General features: G+C 41.6%; 11 protein-coding genes and 1 pseudogene. 8 read left to right on the plus strand and 4 right to left on the minus strand.

The window, feature by feature from the left end; all coding sequences use genetic code 11:
* Positions 1-57: 57 nt before the first annotated feature.
* From IPJ16_12430 to IPJ16_12465, 8 genes and pseudogenes are all read left to right on the plus strand, one after another.
* Positions 58-1,344: a diphosphate--fructose-6-phosphate 1-phosphotransferase gene (locus tag IPJ16_12430; GenBank protein ID MBK7627977.1), complete on the plus strand. Its 1,287-nt coding sequence runs from the start codon at positions 58-60 to the stop codon at positions 1,342-1,344.
* Positions 1,345-1,456: 112 nt separating this feature from the next.
* Positions 1,457-2,338: an HAD hydrolase-like protein gene (locus tag IPJ16_12435; protein MBK7627978.1), complete on the plus strand. Its 882-nt coding sequence runs from the start codon at positions 1,457-1,459 to the stop codon at positions 2,336-2,338.
* A gap of 118 nt (positions 2,339-2,456) precedes the next feature.
* Positions 2,457-3,731, plus strand: a complete 1,275-nt coding sequence (locus IPJ16_12440; GenBank protein MBK7627979.1) for a DUF2088 domain-containing protein — start codon at positions 2,457-2,459, stop codon at positions 3,729-3,731.
* A pseudogene (locus IPJ16_12445) lies at positions 3,728-4,713 on the plus strand (Gfo/Idh/MocA family oxidoreductase). Before IPJ16_12440 ends, IPJ16_12445 begins: the two are co-directional and overlap by 4 nt.
* A 123-nt stretch (positions 4,714-4,836) precedes the next feature.
* Entirely contained in the window at positions 4,837-6,291 is a 1,455-nt protein-coding gene (gene gnd, locus IPJ16_12450) for a decarboxylating NADP(+)-dependent phosphogluconate dehydrogenase (GenBank protein ID MBK7627980.1), read from the plus strand.
* An 18-nt stretch (positions 6,292-6,309) separates the two neighbouring features.
* Entirely contained in the window at positions 6,310-7,611 is a 1,302-nt protein-coding gene (locus IPJ16_12455) for an MFS transporter (protein MBK7627981.1), read from the plus strand.
* A 90-nt stretch (positions 7,612-7,701) separates the two neighbouring features.
* Positions 7,702-8,760: a LacI family DNA-binding transcriptional regulator gene (locus IPJ16_12460; GenBank protein ID MBK7627982.1), complete on the plus strand. Its 1,059-nt coding sequence runs from the start codon at positions 7,702-7,704 to the stop codon at positions 8,758-8,760.
* A gap of 16 nt (positions 8,761-8,776) precedes the next feature.
* Positions 8,777-10,030 (plus strand): hypothetical protein, encoded by a 1,254-nt coding sequence (locus IPJ16_12465; GenBank protein MBK7627983.1) that lies wholly within the window; start codon positions 8,777-8,779, stop codon positions 10,028-10,030.
* Positions 10,031-10,056: 26 nt separating this feature from the next.
* Here the strand turns inward: IPJ16_12465 and IPJ16_12470 are convergent, their stop codons facing one another.
* The 4 genes from IPJ16_12470 to IPJ16_12485 all read right to left on the minus strand — a co-directional run bounded on the left by IPJ16_12470 (position 10,057) and on the right by IPJ16_12485 (position 18,363).
* On the minus strand, positions 10,057-11,421 hold the full coding sequence (locus IPJ16_12470) for a Gfo/Idh/MocA family oxidoreductase (GenBank protein MBK7627984.1): 1,365 nt from the start codon (positions 11,419-11,421) through the stop codon (positions 10,057-10,059).
* A gap of 54 nt (positions 11,422-11,475) precedes the next feature.
* Positions 11,476-12,654, minus strand: coding sequence for a glycoside hydrolase family 88 protein (locus tag IPJ16_12475; GenBank protein MBK7627985.1), 1,179 nt, complete (start codon positions 12,652-12,654; stop codon positions 11,476-11,478).
* Positions 12,655-12,744: 90 nt separating this feature from the next.
* A complete protein-coding gene (locus IPJ16_12480) occupies positions 12,745-14,589 on the minus strand; it encodes a beta-galactosidase (GenBank protein ID MBK7627986.1) in 1,845 nt (614 codons plus the stop codon).
* 363 nt (positions 14,590-14,952) lie between these two features.
* Positions 14,953-18,363: a CotH kinase family protein gene (locus IPJ16_12485; GenBank protein ID MBK7627987.1), complete on the minus strand. Its 3,411-nt coding sequence runs from the start codon at positions 18,361-18,363 to the stop codon at positions 14,953-14,955.
* Position 18,364: the final 1 nt, after the last annotated feature.

Here is an 18,364-nt window from a genome sequence, read left to right on the forward strand (position 1 = left end):
CCTGCACCCAGCACCCAGCATCATAAATTATTAAAATAATATTCATAATAGAAATAGATGGCAAAGAACGTAATAGTAGCCCAGTCGGGAGGTCCATCGCCGGTAATCAATAGCTCTCTGAGAGGGATTATTGAGACATGCAGAATGTTCCCGGATAAGTTCGGAAAGGTATACGGCGGATGGCATGGTATTGAAGGTGTATTGAATGAAGAGCTTCTCGATCTTTCATCACAGAAAGAGGAAGAAATAGCCCTTTTAAGAAACACACCGGCAGCAGGAAGTATAGGTACCTGCAGATATAAACTTAAAGACAAACAACAGAAAGATTTCCAGCGGATAATGGAGGTATTTAAAGCCCATGATATAGGATACTTCTTTTATATCGGAGGAAACGATTCCCAGCATACAGCGTTTAAGGTAAGTGAGCTGGCAAAAACAAGGGGACTCGACCTTATAGCAGTTGGTGTGCCCAAGACAATTGATAATGATGTGGGTGATAATGAGTTTAAACTTATTGACCATACACCGGGTTACGGAAGCGTAGCCAGATACTGGTCGCATATCATCCAGAATGCAAATGAAGAGAATATGGGCTCCTCCCCTGCTGATCCTGTTCTTGTTATACAGGCTATGGGACGCAAAATTGGATATATCCCTGCTGCTGCCCGTCTCGCTGATCCGGGAAGAGAGATGCCGTTGCAGATCTATATGGCTGAATCAAACGTATCTATCGATAACCTGGTAGATAATGTAAATGATCAGCTAAAAAAAGATGGCAGATGTATTGTAGTTATAAGTGAAGGATTTGATGTAGGATCAATCGGAGAAGTTAAGGATGCATTCGGACATACATCCTTTGGATCAAGCCAGAATTCTGTCTTTCAGACTGTTGTTAACTATCTCAATACAAAAGGATTAAAAGCGAGAGGCGCTGCACGCGGACAGGTAATGGGCACCGATCAGCGTCATACAACAGCTTATGCATCGATAGTAGACCTCGATGAAGCTTATAAAGTAGGTCAGAAAGCTGTTGAAATAGCACTTTATGAAGGAAACGGCTGGATGGCAACAATACTCAGAGATCCGGGTATAATATATAATGTTCATTATGATAAGGTACCACTTGAAAAAGTGGCACTCTCGGAAAGAACATTTCCTGAGAAATGGATCGCTCCAAGCCGGTACGATGTTACAGATGAGTTCCTGGCGTATGTCAGACCATTAATTGGTGAAGACTGGCCTTCTGTTCCGATGATTAATGGCAGACAGAGGTTCGCCAGACTCGAAATGAAATTCGCAGATAAGAAACTACCAGCCTACAATCTGGAAGCATATGAGAAATAAAATAAGCAATTACTTCCGTCTTCCGTCTTCGGTCTTTCCACCTTTAACTTTTAAACTTTGAATTTTGAATTTTGAACTTTGAACTTTGAACTTTGAACTTTGAATTTACACTATGAACCCACACGATCAATTACTTGCACTTAAACCTGAAAAGGAATTCTTTATTGGAATAGACTCCGACGGATGCGCATTCGACACTATGGAGATAAAGCAGAAAGAGTGTTTCTGCCCTAACTTCATAAAGTATTTCAAAATGCAGCCAATCTCAAAATATGCACGTGAAACCTGGGAGTTTGTCAACCTTTACTCAACAAACAGGGGATGCAACCGTTTTCTGGCAGTGAATGAAACACTCAGACTTCTTGCAACCCGTCCTGAGGTAAAAGCCCGCAATTTCGCAGTACCTTCCGCAGCTCCTCTTATCGACTGGACAAAGAAGGAAACCAAACTTGGTAATCCCACTCTGAAAACCTATGCTGCAGAAGTTAATGATCCTTTTATAACCCAGACACTTGAATGGTCGCTGAAAGTAAATGAAGACATTGCAAGCCTGGTCTACGGCATAACTCCTTTTCCGTTTGTAAAAGAGTGTCTTGAAAAGATGAAGTCAAAAGCTGATGCCATGGTAGTTTCTCAAACCCCGTACGAGGCTCTTAAACGCGAATGGGAGGAGAATAAGATTGAGCATTATCTGAGGATGATTGCAGGACAGGAACATGGCACAAAAACCGAACACCTCAGGTATGCTGCCAAAGGCAAATATCCTGATGAAAAGATACTTATGATCGGTGATGCTAATGGCGACCTGAAAGCAGCAAAATCGAACGGGGTACTCTTCTTTCCGATTAATCCGGGACAGGAAGAAGCCTCCTGGGAGAGACTTTATAAGGAAGGCCTTGACAAGTTCTTTGCAGGCACTTTCAAAGGTGCTTATGAGGAAAAACTCATTAAGGAGTTTGAGGCCTTTTTGCCGGAACATCCGAATTGGAAATGAAGATGAACAAGAAAAACAACCACGGAGACACTAAGATCACGGAGGAACACGGAGAACATAATTAAATGACTCCGTGAATCTCTGTGGTCTCTGTGTCTCTGTGGTTAAAAAATAAAATATGATATACTTTAAATCGGGATCGGAAAACACTGTAATAGGACTAAAAGAGCTTGAAGCAGGTTTATATACTGCTCTTGAGAAACTTGGTGCCAGGAAGAAGGTTCTGGTTGTACCTCCCGACTTTACCCGTTTTCATTCAAGAGCCGGAGATATTACCAGTCTTATTTATAAGTACTATAAAACTAATCTTAAAGATATACTTCCTGCTCTCGGCACACATGTACCTGTATCTGACCAGGAGATGGATGAGATGTTTAAGGGTGTTCCGAAAGACCTTTTCAGGGTGCACGACTGGCGTAAAGATGTTGTAACAGTAGGCACAGTACCTGGTGAATTCGTGTCAAAGATTACCGATGGTGCCCTCGACTATTCGTGGCCGGCGCAACTTAACAAACTGGTATTCAACGGAGGACATGACCTGATACTTTCAGTAGGACAGGTTGTTCCGCATGAGGTAATAGGCATGGCCAACTACAACAAGAATCTTTTTGTAGGAACTGGCGGACCGGAAGGAATAAACAAAAGCCATTTCATCGGTGCTGTTTACGGAATGGAGAGGATCATGGGGAAAGCCACCAATCCGGTAAGAAGTCTGTTGAATTATGCATCTGCAAATTTCATAACACATCTTCCAGTTGTTTATGTTCATACTGTTATCGGCAGGGATGAAAACGGCAAACTAGTGATCAGAGGTTTGTTCATAGGCGATGATGAACAGGTTTTTACAGAGGCTGCGGAATTATCAATAAAGGTTAACTTTTCAATACTTGAGAAACCTTTGAAAAAGGTAGTCGTATACCTTGATCCCTCTGAGTTCAGGAGTACCTGGCTCGGAAATAAAAGTGTATACCGTACACGTATGGCTATGGCTGATAACGGAGAACTGATCGTTCTTGCTCCAGGACTGAAAGAGTTCGGAGAGGATAAGGAAATTGACCGGCTGATCAGGAAATATGGTTATCGTGGGACTCCGGCCACCTTAAAATCGCTGAAAGAAAATGAGGAGCTTCAAAAAAACCTGAGTGCTGCAGCTCATCTTATACACGGCAGTTCAGAAGGTAGATTCTCGATAACTTATTGTCCCGGGAACCTAACCCGGGAAGAGATTGAATCAGTCAATTTCAGGTATCACGATCTTAACGAAATGTTGAAAAAATATAATCCGGGAAAACTAAATGATGGTATTAATAAGATGGCTGACGGGGAAGAAATATTTTATATATCTAATCCGGCACTGGGATTATGGACATCTAAAGAAAGACTAAACTCATGATTAAATGGGGTATTATAGGTTGCGGTAATGTTACTGAGGTAAAAGCGGACCTGCATTCAGTAAGGTAAAGGATTCCATGCTTGCAGCCGTAATGAGAAGAGATGCAGCACTGGCTGAGGACTATGCAAAAAGACATAATGTTCCGAAGTTCTATTCGAAAGCTTCAGATCTTATTCATGATAAGAATATTGATGCTGTCTATATTGCGACCCCGCCGGGAAGTCATGCAGAATATGCAATCGAGGTGATAAAAGCAGGGAAACCTGTATATATTGAAAAGCCGATGGCTGCAAGCTATTCTGAATGCCAACAAATAAACAAAGCAGCTGAGAAGTATAAGATACCTGTGTTTGTAGCTTATTACAGAAGGGCCCTGCCAGGTTTTCTGTTTGTCAGGGACTTGATTGAGAAGAGAACCATTGGTAATGTACGCTTTCTGCAGATGCAGCTTTATAAAGCACCATCGGCAGACGAAAAAACAGGCAAATTATCCTGGCGCGTGGATCCGGCTATTGCAGGAGGAGGACATTTTTTTGACCTTGCCTCACACCAGCTTGACTACCTCGATTATGTATTCGGACCTGTACAGAAAGTAAAATCAATAGTTCTGAATCAGGCAGGCTTGTACAAAGCAGAAGATTTTGTAACTGCTGAATTTCTTTTCCCAAACAATATTGTATGTACCGGCACCTGGAGTTTCAGTGTATCACTCGACAGCGGAAGGGATATTATTGAGATAATAGGAGATAAAGGATCAATAAAATTTTCTACTTTTAGCTTCGAACCAATAATACTTACAAATGAACACGGACGGCAGGAATTTATCAATGAACGGCCGGAGCATGTTCAGTATAATCTCATTGAAAAAATAGTACAGGCGCTTCATGGTAAAGGAGAATCACCAAGCACTGGGATAACAGCTGCCAGGACGAGTTGGGTAATGGATGAAGTTGTGGCGGAGTATTATAAAGTGAAACACTAGGTGCTGGATGCTTGATGCTGGATGCTGGTTGACTACCCAGAACCCGGAACCTAGCACCTAGCACCAAAATTTTAAGTTGATAAATTGTAATTTTTCACATAACATAACAACAAACATTTGATTATGAAGAAACTATCAGACATCGGATTAATAGGATTGGCAGTAATGGGCGAGAATCTTGTGCTCAATATGGAGAGTAAAGGTTTTCAGGTTTCAGTTTATAACAGGTCTGTTAAGAAAGTAGATGATTTTCTGGCAGCGAGGGCAAAAGGAAAGAATATAGTCGGGACACATTCAATTGAGGAGTTAGTTGCTTCACTTGAACTTCCAAGAAAAGTGATGATAATGGTCAAGGCAGGAAGTGCTGTGGATGAGATGATTGAAACACTTATACCACATCTTTCACCCGGTGATATAATAATTGACGGTGGCAATACCCACTTCCCCGACACAAACAGAAGAACCGCATACGTTGAAAGCAAAGGGCTTCTTTATATAGGTACAGGAGTCTCGGGAGGTGAGGAAGGGGCTCTGCTCGGACCGTCTATAATGCCCGGTGGATCAAAAGCAGCCTGGCCTATTGTGAAACCTGTTTTTCAGGCAATAGCGGCAAAAGTGGATAATGGTTCACCATGCTGCGACTGGGTTGGAGAAAACGGAGCCGGACATTTTGTTAAGATGGTGCATAACGGTATCGAATATGGCGACATGCAGCTTATTACAGAAGCATATCAGATAATGAGGGATCTTCTTCACATGTCTGCTGATGAAATGCATCTTGTTTTCAAAGAATGGAATAAGGGAGAACTCGACAGTTATCTGATAGAAATTACCAGAGATATCCTCGGTTATAAAGATGCTGACGGCAAACCACTTGTGGATAAGATCCTTGATACTGCAGGACAAAAAGGAACTGGCAAATGGACAGCAGTATCTGCTCTCGACCTTGGAATTCCTCTAACTCTCATCGGAGAAGCTGTTTTCTCAAGATGTCTTTCAGCTGTTAAGGATGAAAGAGTACAGGCTTCAAAAATTCTTCACGGTCCGAAACCATCCTTCAACGGGGATAAGGCAAAATTCATAAATGACCTGAAAGATGCGCTTTATGCTTCCAAGATAGTGTCATATGCACAGGGTTACTCACTTATGAGAGCTGCAGCTGAAGAGTATAAATGGGAGCTTAATTATGGAGGAATAGCCCTGATGTGGAGAGGCGGATGTATAATCAGGTCGGCATTCCTTGGTAAAATAAAAGAGGCTTTTGACAATAATAACACAATAACCAACCTTCTGCTCGATCCTTTCTTTAAGGATAAAGTTGAAAAAGCTCAGCAGGGATGGAGAAATGTAGTTGCAACTGCAGCAACAAACGGTATTCCTGTTCCTGCAATATCATCTGCCCTTGGTTATTTCGACGGATACCGTTGCGAGAAACTTCCTGCCAATCTTTTACAGGCGCAGCGCGACTATTTCGGAGCGCACACATACGAGCGTACCGACAAGCCAAGAGGTGAATTCTTCCACACTAATTGGACAGGAAGAGGAGGAACTACAGCATCAACAACCTATAATGTTTAATAATTAACTACCCAAACTATGCCCGAAACTACAAAAATTGGCAACTACAGGTGGACAGTCTGTGCATTGGTATTCTTTGCCACGACAATTAACTACCTCGATCGTCAGGTAATAGGTATACTTAAACCTTTACTTGAAAGCGACCTTAACATTGGCGAAGTTCAGTATGCAAATATTGTAACTGTTTTTCAGCTTTTCTATGGTATTTCGATGCTTCTGGCTGGCAGACTCATTGATAAATTCGGAACAAAGCTCGGATATTTGTTCTCTGTTCTTTTATGGAGTATTGCAGCTATGGGCCATGCACTTGCAAGAGGGGTATTCGGATTTGGATTCTGGAGGGCATTGTTGGGTATAAGCGAATCAGGCAACTTTCCTGCTGCAATAAAAACAATTGCTGAATGGTTCCCTAAAAAAGAGAGGGCACTTGCCACAGGTATTTTCAATTCCGGGACAAATGTCGGTGCCATTATAGCACCAATAGCAGTACCTGCAATTGTTATCGCCTGGGGCTGGCAGGCAGCCTTCATAATTACAGGTGCAATTGGTTTCCTCTGGATAATTCTCTGGTGGATATTTTATGAATTACCTGAAAAGAAAAGGAAACTTGCTGCAAGTGAACTTGCATATATCAAAAGTGATACAGATGAACAAAACGAAAGTGAGAAGCCAATTCCATGGATTCAATTACTTAAATTCCGTCAGACATGGATATTCTTTATCGGGAAAGCATTGACCGACCCGATCTGGTGGTTTTACCTCTTCTGGATACCCGGATGGCTTTCAACTGTAAGAGGTGCCGGACTTGATATCAAATCATTTGGACTGCCTCTGGTTGTAATTTATACCTCAACTACTGTTGGAAGTATTGGTGGTGGGTGGCTCTCTTCGTTTATGATAAGAAAAGGTGTATCTTCCTATAATGCAAGAAAATACACTATGTTGATTTTTGCCCTTCTTGTTACTCCTGTATTCTTTGCTCAATCAGCGGGAGTAAGTACCTGGATGGCAGTAGGTCTTATAAGTCTGGCTGCTTCATCTCACCAGGCCTGGTCTGCAAATATCTTCACCACTGTTTCTGATGCATTTCCAAAGAGAGCAGTGAGTTCTGTAACTGGTATTGGCGGCATGGCTGGCGCAATCGGAGGTGCCTTTGTTTCTGTATTTGCAGGACAGATTCTTAACTTTTTTAAGAAAGCCGGCCATATTGAAACAGGTTACACTGTGATGTTCACTATTGCAGCATGTGCATACATCCTGGCATGGTTAATTATGTTTGTTTTTGCCGCACCAAAAAATAAAAAAGTCGTAATTGAGTAAAATTAAGACTGAGGTCCGAAGACCCAAGACGGAAGTATATGTGCTTCCGGCTTCGGTCTCCGGTCTACTGACTCCTTTATAAATTTTTCCATGCCACCAAAAAAAGCCCGTATAAAAGACATTGCAAAGCTTGCAGGTGTCTCAATTGGCACTGTCGACAGAGTATTGCATGACAGAGGCGAAGTAGCAGAAGAAACCAGGCAGAAGGTTCAGAGGATCCTTAAGGAGACAAACTATTCTCCGAATGTTATGGCACAGGTTCTGAAATCAAGGAAAAGATTCCATCTGGTATCCCTCCTGCCGGAACCAACAGAAATTAACTCATATTGGCAAAAACACCCGGTAGGTATGGCTAGGGCTCTGGAGGAACTTAATCCGTTCCCTCTTGTCCTGTCTGTAATAAACTTTGATATGCAGAGTGAAGAGGATTTCCAGAAAAAGACTGCAACTGTGCTTGATCTGAAACCCGACGGAGTTCTTCTAGCTCCCATCTTCAAATCAGAATCAATAACATTCTGCAAAAAACTCTTCAATGATAAAATCCCATTCGTATTTATTGACGGATATATTGAAGACACTGATTTTCTTGCATATATCGGCGAGGATATATTTCAGAGCGGCAGGGTGGCAGGCCAGCTGATTGACATGGTAACTGCGACAAAAAAAGATATCCTTGTCGTAAACATAGCAAAAAACATTCAGAATGTCCATCACTTAAATAACCGTGCACTTGGCTTTCTGAGTTATTTTGACAAATCAGGATTAAATAAGGGTAATAAGATAAACATAAGTATTCCTGATCCATCAAATAAAACGCTTTATGCCGAGATGGATAGAATATTATCTCAAAATCCCGATGTAGGGTCAATCTTTATCACAGGATCAAAATCTTACCTGATTGCCAGGTATCTGGCAAAAAGAAAAATAAACACTATAAACCTTATAGGGTACGACCTTCTTGATGAAAATGTAAAATTTCTCAAAACAGGTGTTACTAAATTCCTGTTGGGACAAAGGCCTGAGGAACAAACTTATAAAGGTATAAAGAAACTATTTGAGTATCTCTCCGTGCACAAAGCTCCTGATAAAATTGAATACCTTCCTGTCGATATTGTAACATCAGAAAATGTGGATTTCTTTTTAATTTAAATGAAAAACGAACACAATGAAGAAACTAGGTAAATATTCGATTGGCTTGGGTGACAGGTTTGGTCACCAGGGTTCTGCTCAGCTAAAAGCCATTATTACAGCCTCAGCAAAAGGTATAGATATAACACCTGTCTGGAATAAATCGAACAGGGAGCATACTACAATCGGAACACAGCCTGGCGATGTGAGAATTGAAGCTGATGCTGTAACGAAAAGTGCCTCCTTTAAGAACCCGTACTTCGTTGATGCTGATCATATTAATATTGATACAGTAGAAAGATTTATTGAGAGTTCAGATTTTTTTACAATTGATGTGGCCTCATATATCGGGAAAAAAGCAGAACATCACGAAATTGATGAATTTGTAAAAAGTGTTGGGAAATATATCGGGGAACTTGAAATACCGGGGACTGATTTATTATTTAAAACGACAAAAGCACAGGTAACTAAAATTGCAGAAAAGTATCTTTTTGCGGCTATAAAAGCATTCGAGATCTACAGGAAGATAGAAAAGGGTAAGGGCAAAGGAAATTTTGTAACAGAAGTTTCGATGGATGAAGTACCTGATCCACAGACACCTGTTGAATTATTTTTCATACTTAAGATGCTTGCGTCTGAAAATATTCCGCTCCAGACAATTGCTCCCAAGTTTTCAGGAAGATTCAATAAAGGTGTTGATTATGTTGGTGATCCCGATAAGTTTGCGGAGGAGTTTGAGTCCGACCTGATGGTGATTGATTTTGCTATCAGGGAATTTGGACTCCCTGAGAACCTTAAAATGAGTATACATTCAGGCTCTGATAAGTTCGCAATATATCCATACATAGGTTCAATTATAAGGAAATACGATAAAGGTATTCACCTCAAAACTGCGGGTACAACATGGCTTGAAGAGGTTATCGGTCTGGCGGAATCCGGAGGGGAGTCACTCGATTTTGTAAAAGAGATTTATGCAAAATCGCTGGAAAAAATTGAAGAACTATGTGCACCCTATGCTGATGTTATTGACATAAAAATATCTTCACTCCCATCGAAAACAGATGTTTCAAAATGGAACAGCAAAAAATTTGCTGCATCACTCAGGCATGTTCCCGGTAATAAAGATTATAATGCAAATATGAGACAGCTGATTCATGTAGCTTATAAGCTTGCTGCCCTTCAGATGGACAAATATTACAAACTTCTTGAAGCAAATGAATCAACTGTCTCGCAATGTGTCTATGAGAACATGTATAACAGACATATCTGCAGGCTGTTCGACATAGACTAATACTATATTTTCAGATCACTGAATATTTAAACTACTTCAGGAAGGATATACGGAGCACGATATTCTCTCTTAAGCATTGCATTGGCTTCATTCTCCCCTTCGCCTATAAACCTTTCTGCAACCGGATCAAACTCAAGCTGACGGCCTAATCTGTAGGAGATATTGCCAAGATGAGCCAGAGCTGAAGCCAAATGGCCTGTCTGCACTGGTCCGTTCTGTATACTCATATCACGTGCACGGATAGCATCAAACCAGTTCTGGAAATGTAGTGTTAGTTCGCCGCTTTCTGAACGGGATGGTCCTTTTTCACGTTTTTCGCCAAGATATGATTCATATGTTCCGTATCCCTTAACAACCAGATACCCTTTATCACCGTAGAAAATATTACCTACACCTGCACCATCTTCAAGGTTAGTGCACCAGTTACGCACTTCGAACTGAATAATTTTCTTTTCTTTCGAATAGTGATATATAGAAGTCTGTATTTCAGGAACTTCCTTGCAATCATCCCATAGGAACTTTCCTCCCATAGAAGTTATGCGCTCAGGCAGTGAGTCAACTCCTAATCCCCACATGCAGAGATCAGTCTCATGTATACCCTGATTGCCAACGTCACCGTTTCCATAATTCCAGTGCCAGTGCCAGTTGTAATGAACAAGGTTTTTGGTAAACGGACGCATTGGAGCCGGTCCGCACCACAGATCATAATTGAGTCCGGCCGGTGTTGGAGAAATGCCTTTATCACCTATATCTGGCCTCCAGCGGTACACAAGGCCCCGTGACATATAAACTCGGCCAATCAGTCCATCCTCAAGATGTTTTACTGCTTCCCGTATTGCCACGGAACTGCGCAGCTGAACACCATGCTGAACGATTCTGTTGTATTTATATGCAGCCTCTATCATCTTTTTACCTTCATAGACATTATGGGTAGCAGGTTTTTCCACATAAACATCTTTTCCTGCCTGACATGCCCATATAACCTGAAGAGCGTGCCAGTGATTAGGTGTTGCGCAGGTAATTGCATGAATTGTCTTGTCTTCAAGAGTCCTTCTGAAATCCTGCTCAATCATCACTTTCTTTCCATATGTTTTCTCAAATTCAGCAGCGCGTGGCTGAAGGAGATTCATGTCAGGGTCGCATAACACAGCTACTTCAACATTCGCCTTTTGCGAGAGACCCATAATCTCTTCAATATGTGATTTTCCACGTCCGTTTATTCCTAAAACGGCAATGCGCAGACGGTCGTTGGCGCCTTTTGCCTGCTGAGGTATCACTTCAGGCATTCTTATTTCACCTCCAAGAACTGATGGTGCAACGGCAGCAACCATAGCTCCCTGTGCTGCAGTTTTAAGGAATCTTCTCCTTGAATTGGTCATTCTGTTTTCCATTGATGCTAAGGGTTAGATTGTTAATTTGTCCTCCAATATAATAATTTTTTTACACTATCTGTCCAATTCTATGGCAGCCAAAATAAAAGGAGCCACACCTTTGATATCATTATCAAAACGCTTTTCATTTACATAATACTCATATGATCCGTCCCTGTAAGGATTGCCGCCCAGGCCGCAGCCTCCACAGATATCGTGTATCGTGACTAATCCTTTTTCGTCGACAGTAACAAGTGTTTTGATTATGCCATCAAATGCACTGTTTGCAATATCCCTGTATTTTTTATCAAGATATCCGAGCCTTGCGCCTTTTGCATAGACATAAGTATACATTGCTGATCCTGAACCTTCCAAATAGTTTCCTTCTCTCCCACCCTGATTTAAAACCTGATACCAGATGCCAGATTTCTGATCACGTACTTTTAACAGTGCATCACAGGTCTTTTGAAGAATCGAAATCAGATCGTCTCTATCGGGATGATCAGCAGGCAGGTAATCAAGAATATCCAGAATAGCCATTGTATACCAGCCCATTGCCCTGCTCCATGGATAATGAGACTGGCCTGTTACCGGATCGCACCATTTCTGCGAACGGCTCTCATCCCATGCGTGCAAAAGCAAACCGGTTCCAGGATCGAGGGTCTTATCATATATCATTTTTGTTTGAGCTGTAGCTACATCAAACCACTGTGGCTGATTAAATTCCTTTGCATAGTTTGCCATATAGGTCGAAGCCATGAAAATCCCATCGAGCCACATCTGGGAGGGGTAAATGTTTTTGTGCCAGTATCCTCCCAGATTGGTTTTCGGATGTGTCTTTAACTGCTCAATAAAATTATCAAGTGCTATTTTGTACTTCTGCTCAGGATTCCTTTTATACAAAGTAATGACATTCCTCCCGGGAAATATCCTGTCAAGATTATACTCCTTCGGTCTGTAGTCGGTGACAGATCCATCCGGTTTCACAAACCATTTCACCCAATCCTCCATATATTTTGAGTATTTGGGATCTACACTTCCCAGTTTATCGATAGCCATACCGAGAAATGCAACGTCATAAGCCCATTTTGGCTTATTATCAACATAATAGATAAGGCTGTCGGATTTTGCCATTACGGTGTTAGCCATTCTTACAGACCACTTTGAATTATTTTCTTCCTGCTTTCCGGATGAATTTTGTCCGGAACAGGCAGATAACAGAACAAGTAATAAAAGTGAAGCTCTTATTCTCATATTCCTGAATATTTGTTGATGCTATTTAATTCCGTTAAGCCTTTGTACCTTTGTGCCGTTATGCCGCTAAGCCATTATGCCTTTTTCTTATTATTCCATAGTCATCATACCACCGACTGAAGCTCCGCTCATCTGATGAAGATCAAATATAATTATCTCATTAAGACCAAGTTTAAGCCATGATGCAGGACAGTAAAGCCTTTTCTGCGGACCAATATCCCAGAAGCGGCCAAGATTGTGGCCATTAACCCAAACAATCCCTTTTTTATAGTTAGAGACATCTATAAAAGTATCACCGGTTGAATTAAGCGGGAAGTTGCCTTTATAAAAGATTCCCGGTTTATTAACAGTTCTGGAAGAAGATCTCAGATCATAGATAAACTTTTTATCCATTGGAAGGTTATAAACCTGCCAGTTCATCAGTGTCATACCGTTGAGAGTCACCCTGTCTGTTATTCCTTTCCTGTCGATAAGGTGCTGGGCAAAATTTATGCGGCCCATTGCCTCAACCAAGATCTCAAGAACCGGTTTCTCAACATCTGAAGCCGGAAGATCAATTGTGTTTATGCCTGCCCTCCTGTCGAGACTTCCTATATAAGTGCCATTCAGAAAGACAGTTGCATAATCATGAAGATCCGTTACTGTAAGTTTTCCTTTTTTATGTCCGATAAGTTCAGTCTTATATAGGATGAATCCATAATCCTGCCCATATGATTCAAATGGTTTTGGCTGGACTGAATTAACAGCAGCCGGAAGATTGTCCCATACTGAAGTAAATGGTTTCAGAACAAACTGAGGGATCTCAATTGCAGGTATCCCATCAGGAATTGAAGGAAGCTTTTGACCTTTCGGAAGATAGGATCCTAAAAGATCTCTGAGAGCTTTATATTTCGGTGTTGCCTTGCCCTGTTCATTTATTGGTGCATCATAATCATAACTTGTGACATCCGGTTCATATCCTTTGCCACCTGAGTTTGCGCCGGCAGTATAACCAAAGTTAGTTCCACCGTGGATAACATAGAAATTAAATGATTTTTTATTATCCATAAGAAATCTTACCTCTTTAAGCAGATCAGCTGTATCAGGTCTCACCCATTTCTCTCCCCAGTGTGTAAGCCAGCCGGGGTAGGTTTCGCTGCTGAAAACAGGAACCCCGGGATTCATTTTATTTGCCAGATCCCAGTGCGCAGGTGAACTACCTGAATCAAGTCCGACTGCGCTGCCGGGAAGCGATCCGGCTTCAAGCATATATGTTGTGGGACCGTCGCCGGTAAAAGTTGGAATATCAATGCCATTCATTTTCCACACTTCCCTGAGTCTGAATAAGTAGTTTCTGTCATTTCCGAAACTACCGTACTCATTTTCAATCTGGAGAAGTAAAAGATTTCCTCCGTTTGTAATCATAAATGGTTTTATCTCTTCAGCTAGCTTGCCGATATAACGCTCGGCTGCTGTCATATATCTCGGATCCATACATCTTAGCTTAATGTCAGGGATGCGCAGCAGATAAGGCGGAATCCCGCCAAGTTCCCATTCTGCACACACATAAGGGCCTGGTCTGACTATCAGCCACATATCTTCTTCCTGAACAATCCTGAAAAACTCTTTAAGGTTATGATTGCCGGTTTCAAAATCATATACCCCCTCCTCCGACTCATGATAGTTCCAGAAGATGTAAACTGAAATAGTGTTACATCCCATTGCTTTGGCCATCTGTATCCTCTGTCGCCAGTATTCGGCAGGAATTCTGGCAGGATGCATCTCGCCTGCAATTATCTGATATGGCTGATCATCAAGTAAAAAGTCTGATGTACCCAGGGTAAATGTATGCTTTCCACCGGTTCTGGGATTCTGTTTTTGATTCTGCCTCTGGGCATTTGCGTTTACTGTTAATAATATAACAGTAAATAATAGGAGTATTAATCGTCTGTACATAGTATGAATTATAGCGTATAATCAGGTAATAACATGATCCAAATATACATTTTTTCTACTAATCCTTTTGGAGAATCTTTGGTTGTTTGGATTAACACAGGACTTGGGACTGGGATTGCGATTTTATGACAATTGGGAAAGATAAGGGTTAGTTGAATTCCTGCTCACGCTATGAGATCCCTCGCTGTCGCTCGGGATGACAAACGAATCTGTAGATGTGGGGGAAAGAAGTGGCGATTCGTTGAAGATTCATCATATGAAAATTACAATACGAATCGCCACTTCTTTCCCCTTTCTGATCCCCTAATGTCCTGTCATCCCGAGCAATAGCGAGGGATCCCCGGGATTCAGCAGGTACACTATTCAATTAACAAATACGATCCTAATCCAGCCTATCTGCTTTCCAGAGCTGACTTTCAAAGTATAAATTCCGGGTCTGACTCCTGTATTTTTCAGATCCAGGGAAGCCTGATTTCCGGCAACGACCTGATATACAACCCTTCCGGTAAGATCTGTCAGAACCATATCATATGCCCTTGTCTCCTCAGTTGCGACCACCGAAACATTAATAGTACCTCTGGTTGGATTTGGATATGCTTCTATATGAAGAAGGTTTTTATCTGAACCTGTATCCGGATCATCAATCATATTGTCAGCAAATGGATTTCCGCCTTTATCTGACGAGTTCCTCCAGTAAAAATAGTCATTTGGATTTCCATCAGGATTATTCTCAGCTGCGACCATCGAGTAACCGTCTCCGTCAGCAGATCCGGGCCATGGAGATGAATCTACGTATGTGAAATCAATTATAGGTTTCCCCTCAGAATCTTTTAATAATATGTACTCACCGGCATTAGACAGATTGCCCTGATAGTTGCCAGATGCTATTAATCCATAATACTCATAAAAAGCTGCGGGTTTTGATGTAATTACATAAAAATTTCCGGGAGGAAGAAGAGTATTGACAGGAAACCTGTAACGGACAGCACTGTCAAGTTCAAGGCCGGAGAGGTTAATTGAATGATCACCGGTATTTTTGAATTCAATAAACTCAAAGTCTTTACCTGAAAGAGTATCTGAACCTGTAATAATATCTTCAGGATGATAATGTACCTCTGTTACTTTCAGATCAGAATAATCATTTTCTTTCTTCAGGAATCTGATCTCTTCCGGGGCACTCCACCTTCCATTATCGAAAATCCGTGCGATCAAAACTGTTGACTCACTTATATTCAAAATAACTTTTGTGTTACTGAATATTGTACCGGTACTGAATCCGCCTCCGGTTTTCCTTGGATCGCTTCCGTTAAGCGTATAGTATATATTTCCTGATGGATTTGGATTTGTGATTTCGACCGGCAATGCAGAGGTGAGAGGTAGCTTTTCAACAATGATCTCTTCACCATATTTTGTGATAACCGGAGCCTCAATACCGGGATAAAGTCCGCTATTCTTAAGCTGTGCAATAACCATTGCAGACCTTGCCGGTACAAACTTTGTCCTCAACCTGTTTATTTCAGGAATCCACTGATCATTCCTTGTATAAGAACTTGCAGTGCCCCTTTTCGCATTACCCCAGCGTGCCGATTCGGCGATTACAGCTAAATCAACTTCTTCAACACGTCTATTTAGCCTGAAGAGCACACTATCAGGAGAAAATACTCCTTCCTTTTGAAAATGCTTGTAAGCCCTGTCGGCAAAACGCAGACGATACTCTGAATTGTCAGTGAGTTTAAAATGAAGCCATTGCGGGTTGAATCCGGAAAAATCCTTTATCTCCATTCTCAATTCGTCGGTTAGGGAGCCAATATTAACGCGGTTCTCGGTTATTCCTGTCCCCGGAGGATGAGGTTCATCAAAGAGTGTATGTTCATTATCGTGGGCATAAAAAGTGAATCCTTTTGACTTATCTTCCCTGTCGTCAATGGCATAGAAATTATTAGGCACCTTGTTCTTAAGAAATTTCGATATAGGGCCGTCAAAATTTCCGGAATAAAAAATTACAAGCATATAGTCAATAAGGTTATCAATATCTAACATAACCTCACCACCCTTAACCGGCTTTCCGTCCTGATCCTTACCCTCAAGTGCATAGTAGTTACTTCCTGAAGCAAATCCGGCATTTCCCATATTCCAGATTTTCTGCCATGAGTTAAGATTTCCGTCAGATGCTTCTATTTTGTACTGATAGTTTTCTCCATTTACCTTAATAACATCATAATCTTCATCGTCGCCTCCAAAATATGATTCTGCAAACCGCGCCTCTGAACGCTCCTGTGTCTGATACATTCCCCAGTACATGCCGTTAAGATACAGGTGATAGTATCTGCTTCTGGTATAAGGCTGCCCCATGTCGTGCTGGGTATCACGCGAAAAGACATCTCTCACAAAACTATTGTTTATGTTTCCGTTATTCCAGGCATAGTTCTGTTCCGATCTGAGATCTATCTTATCAAACTGACTGACTCCCTCATCTCCAAACAGCGGATAATTGAGTTTGTCGGTTCCGTATATCTCCCTGAAGAAAAGCCTGAATGCATGTTTCGGGAAATCGTCTCTCCTGCTGTAACCTCCCCTGATCCTCAATCCGGCATTTATCTTAAAACCCTCATTATCATCAGGATAAATCATTTCAACACTACACTCTTTTTCCCAGTTTAGTCCATGCCCTTCAGCATTGACATAAATTCCGGTAGCCGGATCAAAAAGGTTATCCAGGTCTGTAATCAGAGAAATAGTCGGAATATCCTTTAGCGAAGTATTAAACAAAGTGGAATAAGCCGGGTTTTTGACGACCAGAGTATCAATCTCCAGATCTATTAACTGTCCGTTGACACTTGCTGACGGCCACTCTCCTCCGGGGTATTTCTGTTTCTTGACTTTTTCTAAAAATATATATGTAGCGGAAACAGGTTTCGCAGGTTTGAATCCGGGATCAGCAACTGAAGCCCTCAGTACAACAGCAGGTGTTACCGGCCTGCCCGCGGAACTGGATGGGTTGATATTCACAAGGGCCGGAGAAGATGAAACAAAGCCTGTAACAGAAGTCTGCGGATTACTGCCGTCCAGTGTGTATACTATTTGTCTGCCCGGATCAGGAGACGAAAGTTCCAAAACAAATGGAGAATCATAAAAACCAGATCTCACACTAAAACTTACGCCGGTTGAATCAATTGTTTCCGGGATATCCTTCTCTGCACTGAAGGCAAGATCAAAATAGAAATCAGTGCTGTTCAGGCTTACATTGAAACACATTACAGATATGCTATTAACTCCTTCAAGCAGATTCATTGTTGCTGCATCAATTGTAATAGTCTCTCCTGTCCCCGACTCATGATTTGCCGGAGCCAGCGAATTAAAAGTCAGACTTGCCGGGGCATTTCTGGCAAGTGCCATAATACCGTTTATCCAGATCACAAAACCGTCATCATAATCAACTGTAAACTTCACCTGTTTAAGCAATGCAATATTTGAAGCCTGAAAGGAGGATTTAAGGTAAAGTGTTGAATACCCGTTCATCATATCGGTAAGTTCAACACCTGATGCACCATCACCATAACGAAAGGGGGCATTTCCTGCCGCCCAGCCTGAATAATCAAAGCCGGAAGTTATCCATGATGATGGTAGAGAAGCAGCATCCTTTCCTTTAAGATAGGAAAATGGCGAATGGTATGTAAAGTTTATCTGCGATTGTGCCCTGGAAGAGAGAGCCAGAATGGCAATAACAGTTATTACAACACGGAAATAAACTCTTAAACAGTTAGTTAGATTCATT

This window comes from Bacteroidales bacterium (assembly GCA_016709865.1).
GTDB lineage: Bacteria > Bacteroidota > Bacteroidia > Bacteroidales > VadinHA17 > LD21.